Here is a 7,613-nt window from a genome sequence, read left to right as displayed (position 1 = left end):
GCAGAAGCAACACCGTTCTGAAGCTCTCTGTACTGAGCAGCTTTTTCATTTAATTCAGCAGCATCTGCATCTGCATACATGATCTTAGCTGCAAGGGATGCATCCATCATACCAATCTCTGCATTGTCCCATGCATATACAAGGTCTGCACCGATAGATTTGCTGTTCATTGCTACATATGCTGTACCGTAAGCTTTACCAATGATCACGTTTACCTTCGGAACTGTTGCATCTGCAAATGCAGCTACCAGTTCACCTACAGATTTCGCCATCATCTTCTCGCTGCATACAGTTGCCATGAAGCCTGTTGCATTAGTAAGTGTAAGAACCGGGATATCAAAAGCGTCGCAGAATTTCACAAAATCTGCTGCTTTTCTTGCACCTCTTGCAGAGATGCTTCCATCGAATTCTTCTACTTTCTTACCTTCAGCATCGTAAACTTCGCTTCTGTTTGCTACAGCACCTACAGTAGCTCCGTTTAAGCGGATAAATCCTGTAACCATGTCTTTAGCATAGTTTGCTTTTGTCTCAAAGAATTCGCCGTTGTCAGCGATCTGGGAAAGTGCGATTGCTGTATCACCTGCACAGTTTGCAAGTTCTGCGCATACACGATTCAGATCATCTGTACACTCTGTGTAGTTGTCTGTGTCTTCATTATTAGAAGGAAGAAGTGATACTAAAGAGCGGATCTGGCCAAGAACCTCTTCTTCTGTACCAACGCCATCGATCAGACCTGTTTCTTTGCTCTGGAAATCAGCAGCTGCTGTATCGCATTTATCTGCATTGTTGCCTTCCAGCGCGTTTGGTGTGTTGATGAACATTTTTCCTTTTTTAGATTCCATGAATGTGAAATCTGCCAGGGACGGGATAACTGCCATACCGCCGCCGCATGTTCCAAAGATTGCTGTGATCTGCGGAACTACGCCTGATGCAAGTGTCTGTTTCAGATAGATCTGTCCGAAAGCTTCCAGCGCATCTGTTGCTTCCTGAAGACGGATACCTGCACAGTCAACAAGTCCGATAACCGGAGCGCCTGTTTTCATAGCAAGATCATAAAGTCTTGTGATCTTCTTGGCATGCATTTCGCCAACAGTACCGTTTAATACAGATGCATCCTGGCTGTATACGTAAACCAGTTTGTCATCGATTACACCATATCCGGTAATTACACCGTCAGATGGTGCTTTGTTTGCAGTCATGTTGAAATCTGTGGATCTGGCTGTTACGCCCTGGCCGATTTCGACAAAACTGTTTGCGTCAAGCAAAGAAGTAATTCTTGTGCCTGCTAAGCTTTGTGTTGCATTACTCATTCTTGTTTGCCCTCCATCTTTATGAGAATATTTAAAAGTTAACCCAAAAATTTAGCCGATTTTAATTTTACCTTTTTTGGAAGGATATTTCAATAATTTTTTGTCTTTTTTGTTAAAAATATGGCAGAAAAATTTGTTAAATTTTTTCGTATGCTGTTTTTCTGTGTATTCCTTCCTATTATATAAGTCCAAATCCTATTACTTGTCTGATATGATCATCCGATATGATACTCTGAACGTCTTTTCTGTTTGTCTGACTTCGGTCAAGTAAGTCCTCTGCTTCAATTGCAAATATCCACTTGATAAAAATCCATATCTCCGGTCTACCTGATTTTCTTTTTGCAACCATAGATTAATTTTATTATATCGCAGATATTATCAATTAGATTTATGAATGGCCCTGTTATATAATTAACATATCAAAGAAATGTAATGTTGTAGTCATCGGCGGTGGCACTGCCGGACTGGAAGCTGCCTGTACAGCCGCTGAAGTAGGTTGTAACACTTTCCTTCTGGAAAAAAGCGAAACTCTTGGTGGTCTTGCTGCTGTTATTTCAAAGATCCCTGCCAAGAAACGCCTGGCTGATTTCCCGAACTACCTGATCCACAGAGCAGAACAGCTTGACAATCTTTACATTTTCAAAAATACAGCAGGAACACCGGAAAATATCCGTAAGTTCCATCCAAACCTGATCGTAAGCTCTACCGGGTCCGCACCACTGCTTCCTCCGATCAAAGGTCTCCATGACCGCATCGATAAAGAAGACAGCAAGATTGCTTCTATCCTTGGAATGATCAACCACATTAATGACTATCCTGAAGATATGACAGGCATGAAAGTCGTTGTTGTCGGCGGCGGCGCTGTTGGTCTTGATGTCGTAGAATTCTTCAGTAAACAATTTGTAAAATCTGATATCCTGATATTGTTCATAAAGTGAACATACGTAGTATAGTTTTGTTCACTTTATGAATAAAAATGATATCATTTTAAATGTATACTTTTCATTGTTTTATCTGTACACAGATATACAATGAACGCCAAAAAGATCTTGCAAAAATAAAAGCAGACCTTTACAACGAATCACGAAAGGGGCTATTATAATGGCAGAAAGAATTACCGGACATACTGAATTAATCGGTCTGATGGCTTACCCGATCCGTCACTCCAGCTCTCCTGCAATGCAGAATGAGGCTTTTGCAAAACTCGGGTATGACTACGCTTACCTCGCATTCGAGGTTGGTGCGGACGAAATCGAAGATGCAGTAAAAGCGATCCGTACACTGAAAATGAGAGGTTCCAATGTTTCCATGCCAAACAAAACTCTGGTTGGAAAATATCTGGATGAGCTCTCTCCTGCAGCTGAATTATGCGGTGCAGTTAACACTATCGTAAACGACAACGGTCATCTTACAGGTCACATCACAGATGGTATCGGATTTATGTCAGCTCTGAAAGACAACGATATCGATGTAATTGGAAAGAAAATGACAATCGTCGGTGCAGGCGGTGCTGCTACTGCTATTGAAATCCAGGCTGCTTTGGACGGTGTTGCTGAGATCACAATCTTCAACCGCAAGGATGAATTCTGGGATCGTGCAGTGTCCACAGTAGAGAAGATCAACACAAAGACCTCTTGCCATGCGGTTCTTTATGATCTGGAAGACCTTGATAAACTGAAAGCTGAAATGGATGACAGCTACATTTTCGTAAATGCTACAGGTGTTGGAATGAAACCATTAGAAGGGCAGTCCGTTGTTCCGGACAAATCCTATTTCCGTCCTGAACTGATTGTTATAGATGTTCCTTACTCTCCACTGGAAACAAAGATGCGTTCTATGGCTAAAGAAGTGGGATGCAAGACTATGAACGGTCTGGGAATGATGTTATTCCAGGGTTCTGCTGCATTTGAGTTATGGACAGGCGAACCGATGCCTATCGAACATATGAAAGAGATTCTTCACATCTCCTATAATGACTGATATATCATATCATGCAGCTAATTGGCTGTCTCATGATATTTGATATATACCGCTTTTCGGCATAGTGCAGGAGATGTACTGAATATATAACTCCGCGCAAAGATGTACATGTCCTGCAGTTTGCTTTTCATGTGTATGCGGTTATTCTTAATATGATAAGAAATATGAGGATAAGAAAATGAACACAGTTCAGGTAAAAAACATTGTGATCGGCGAAGGCAGACCGAAGATCTGCGTTCCGATCGTTGGAAAAACAAAAACAGACATTCTCGAAGAGGCTAAAAAGATCACTGCTCTCCCGGTTGATGTGGTTGAGTGGCGTGTTGACTGGTTCGATGATGTCTTTACTACTGAAAAAGTATTAGAAACCGCGAAAGAGCTTCAGGAAGTCTTAAAAGATATTCCGGTTCTGCTTACCTTCCGTACTTCTAAAGAGGGCGGTGAGAAAGAAATTTCTGTAAGCGATTATGCTGCTTTAAATATCGCAGCTGCTCAGAGCGGTTACGTAGATTTGATCGATGTAGAAGCATTTACAGGTGATGACGTTGTTAAGACCATCATCGATGCTGCTCATGAAGCTGGTGTAAAGGTAATTGCTTCCAACCATGATTTCTTTAAGACTCCGGAGAAAGACGAGATCATCAGACGTCTTCGCATGATGCAGGATTTCGGCGCAGATATTCCGAAAATGGCAGTTATGCCTACCTGTAAACAGGATGTCCTTACACTCCTCTCCGCTACTCTGGAAATGTCTGAGAAATATGCAGACCGCCCGATCATTACCATGTCCATGGCAGGAACAGGTGTTGTCAGCCGTCTGACAGGTGAGACATTCGGCTCCGCTCTCACTTTCGGCGCTGCCTCCAAAGCTTCCGCTCCGGGGCAGATCGGTGTAAATGAATTAAAACAGGTGCTGGATATCATTCACAGCAGCCTGTAATTTGTCAGATAACTTCGGTCGTTATCCTGATGAAATGTCAATAAATATTTGATCAAAATAATACTCCTTAAAATTTTTTGATGAAAATCTCCGTGCAAAGCCCCTGTCATTTTCCGACAGGGGCTTTCAATATACATAATTTTTTTCATGTTCATACCAACATACTTATCCATAGATATAAAAGAAGGATAATTTCTACAATGCGTAGAAACTACCCTTCTTTTACTTTATGATTTAGAATTTTCTTTCTGTTCTGCTTTCTTCTCAAACGGATTCCAGTTGGACAGGAAAATGTTCAGTCCAAATCCAACTACAAGTGCCCATGCAGATGCCCATGCGCTTCCCTGTGTGGCAAGTACTGCTGCCATTACGCCTGCGATCATTTTGTCTCTGTCGCTCTTGCAGTAGTCCATACCGATCCTTGCACATACAAACGCCTGTCTTGCCTCTGTTACCAGAGTCTCTGTTGTAACAAAATCGCCAAATGCAATCAGATAGCATACCAGTGCCAGCGGCAAAGCTTTTACAAACATAGATACCGGCGGAATACCGACTCCAAAAATGCTTACCTGATCAATTACTTCACGAAAATGCGGAAGACGGATAAAGGTTCCGATCTCCAGTCCCGGTGCATCCAGTTCACCAACCAGAAGTCCTACTATCATTGCAAGAAGATATGGGAACAGGTTGCCGTATCTTGCTACGAGATCAAGGAATTTATTTGTCTTTCTCTTCTCCTGATATTTGTCTGAGAAACTGATCAGAATCAGCAAGCCTACACCTGCAACGATCGCCAGAGGATATTTGTGCATGTTTCTGCCTTCACCGAGTTGTCCTGCCATAACAGTGACAGGTGCAGCAAGAAGAATTCCACCTTTGACAGAGTCCGGGACTGCATGAACAAATTTGTCCGCCAGCTTTGTGATACCCATAAAATTGTATTCCTTAATTATTTCTCATCCATAGTGCGGAGTCTGTGTACAAGTTCTTCGCAGATCTCCAGTTCATTCTTGCCGTCTGTTTCAATGATGATGTCGGCTGCTGCTTCATATTTGGCACGGCGTTTCTCCATCAGGTCTGCGATGAACGGAACGGTCTTGTTGTTCTCGATCAGCGGACGGTCGTGGTTGTCTTTGACACGGTCAAGGATTGTCTCCGGTTTTGCTGTGAGGAGAACGACACGGCCATTCTTCTTCATCTCTACTACATTACATTCTTTCATTGGAGTACCACCACCGCAGGAGATTACTACATTGCTGCGGGACTGCATTTCAATGAGAAGATTTGTCTCAAGGTCACGGAAGTACTGCTCACCGTATGTTTCAAAGATGTCGGAAATACTCATTCCCTGTCTCTGGGCAATAATCTGATCCATCTCTACAACGTCCATGGCAAAGACATTCTTAAGGAAATCGGAGATTGTAGACTTTCCCGCGCCCATGAAACCGATCAGTACGATGTTGTAGTTGAAAAGGTTTCTTGCCTGGATACGTTTACTGTTGGTACGAATGCATTCAAATACATCTGCTACTTCATCTTTGTGGCGTCTGCCTTCCATTCTGTTCTCAAGCCATTCTTTCTGTTTCGCTTCCTGCTCCGGCTGTAAGATCTGAAGTCCGTTGGCTTCTTTATATGCCATGATGTCCTCTACGATTCTGTTTCGCATGATAAGTGCGTCCAGAATGATTTCATCACACTGTCCAAGACTCTCTCTGAGTATTTCTAACTGATTCATATCTTTTTCCTCTGTCTTTCCTATACTGTGGACTGTCCATTGTTTAAAGCTAATGGACTTCCTGCTTCTTCGTCCTCGTAACCTACTAACTCCACAGGCGTTGATTCGGGCAGTCCCTGTCCTATAACCTTAACTCATCGTCCAAAGTCAATGAGATTACGGTAAACTTTCTTTCAAACCAGGGTAAAGACTTTCATCCTGACTTTACTGTTAATCTTTATTATATCAATGCTTCTTTAGTATAGCAACCCTTTAAATCATTAAATTATCGCATTTAATCCATAGAATATTTCTATTAATTCGCCAAGTCATTCTATTATACCTATCAGACTGTATGGATATCAAAAGCATATCATCCTCTGCATTTATATGTTTCAGTTTTATCTCCTAATGGAAAAATCCGTGAAATACTTTTTCCACATACCATTTGAAGCTGATTTTCTCAACAGATTTCTCTGCATAAACCGGATAGGAATCAATCAGTTCTCCATTCAGATAGTAGGCAATGCGTCCCAGTTTCTCCCCTTTTAGAACCGGAGCGCTGACCTTTGGTGGAATTTCCGTCTGACAGATTACGCTTTCGCCTTTTTTCAGGAGTATTTTCTTATTCCGGTCATCTGATGTGACGCTGCATTTACCCCTCAGATAAATCAGTGTTCCTATATCCTGATCATCTTCTACCCCGTCTGTAACCAGGATTTTCTCTGTCTGCGGCTCCTGCCAGTAAGTTTCATAGTTATAATTGTAAGAACCGTAACTTAACAGTTTCTTCGTATCACTCCACTTATAGGTTTTGTGATTCGGCCATCCACATCCCAGAAGACTGACTACAAATGTTTTTCCATCCTTTTCCCAGGCACATACATAACAGTAGCCTGCCTGGGAAGTATAGCCGGTTTTTCCTGCAAGAACTCCGTCCATCATATCTAACAGTGCATTGGCATTATGTACGGAAAAGCTCCTCTTCCCCGTAATCTCGGAAAATGTGTAATCTCTGGTCTGGGCGATGTGCAGGAATGTCTTATTTTTGATCGCATAGCGCATGATCAATGCCAGATCTCTGGCTGTTGTGTGATGTTTTCCATTTTCATCCTCCGCATCCAGACCGTTTGGGGTGATAAAATATGTATCCTTACATCCAATCTGGGCTGCTTTGCGGTTCAACATTCTGGCAAATCCCTCTACAGACCCGCCGCAATGCTCTGCTATGGCAACTGCCGTGTCATTGTGACTCTTAAGCATCAGAGAATAAAGCAGGTCTTCCAGATAATACTGCTCCCCTTTCTGCAGACCCAGCTTTACTTCAGGCTGAGAAGCTGCTTTCTGAGAGACCTGCACATAATCATCTCCGGGTGCACATTCCAGGGCTACGATGCACGTTAGTACTTTTGTTGTACTGGCATTTGCCAGAGGTGTTTCACCGTCTTTTTCATAAAGTACTCTTCCGGAATCTCCATCCATGAGGACTGCAGATAATGCGTGCAGCTCTGTTGGTTCTTCTGCGACAGGTGTCATGTCTACTGTCTGGGGTATTTTATATGTTTCCCCTTGTGCGGAAGCATAAGTCTGTGTAGACAATAATACCGCCGTCACGATCGTGACAGCGGCAATATGTCTGATCTTCGTACTCCACCTCACATGCCTGACC

Annotated in this window: 6 protein-coding genes and 1 pseudogene; 3 read left to right on the top strand and 4 right to left on the bottom strand. The window is 42.6% G+C overall.

The genetic code is table 11. The features are described from left to right. Window positions 1-1,310: acyl-CoA carboxylase subunit beta (locus ACTNES_RS17975; protein ID WP_441040270.1), on the bottom strand; the 1,310-nt coding region annotated here is incomplete at its 3' end. Between the two features lie 416 nt (window positions 1,311-1,726). Here ACTNES_RS17975 and ACTNES_RS17970 point away from each other — a divergent pair. From ACTNES_RS17970 to aroD, 3 genes and pseudogenes are all read left to right on the top strand, one after another. After that, a pseudogene (locus ACTNES_RS17970) lies at window positions 1,727-2,209 on the top strand (FAD-dependent oxidoreductase); the annotation flags it as partial. A 202-nt stretch (window positions 2,210-2,411) separates the two neighbouring features. Continuing rightward, the gene (locus ACTNES_RS17965; RefSeq protein WP_320813494.1) at window positions 2,412-3,290 is read left to right on the top strand and encodes a shikimate dehydrogenase; all 879 of its coding nucleotides are present in this window, start codon (window positions 2,412-2,414) and stop codon (window positions 3,288-3,290) included. 178 nt (window positions 3,291-3,468) lie between these two features. Then, entirely contained in the window at window positions 3,469-4,230 is a 762-nt protein-coding gene (gene aroD / locus ACTNES_RS17960) for a type I 3-dehydroquinate dehydratase (protein WP_291803837.1), read from the top strand. Window positions 4,231-4,457: 227 nt separating this feature from the next. Here the strand turns inward: aroD and ACTNES_RS17955 are convergent, their stop codons facing one another. The 3 genes from ACTNES_RS17955 to ACTNES_RS17945 all read right to left on the bottom strand — a co-directional run. Further along, window positions 4,458-5,162 (bottom strand): hypothetical protein, encoded by a 705-nt coding sequence (locus tag ACTNES_RS17955; protein ID WP_441040269.1) that lies wholly within the window; start codon window positions 5,160-5,162, stop codon window positions 4,458-4,460. Window positions 5,163-5,179: 17 nt separating this feature from the next. After that, a complete protein-coding gene (locus ACTNES_RS17950) occupies window positions 5,180-5,965 on the bottom strand; it encodes a shikimate kinase (RefSeq protein ID WP_441040268.1) in 786 nt (261 codons plus the stop codon). Between the two features lie 387 nt (window positions 5,966-6,352). Beyond that, a partial coding sequence (locus tag ACTNES_RS17945) for a D-alanyl-D-alanine carboxypeptidase family protein (RefSeq protein ID WP_441040267.1) occupies window positions 6,353-7,613 on the bottom strand: 1,261 nt, incomplete at its 5' end.

Source organism: Blautia sp. HCP3S3_D9 (assembly GCF_052063845.1).
Classification (GTDB): domain Bacteria; phylum Bacillota; class Clostridia; order Lachnospirales; family Lachnospiraceae; genus Blautia_A.
This window is presented reverse-complemented; position numbering and strand designations above follow the sequence as displayed.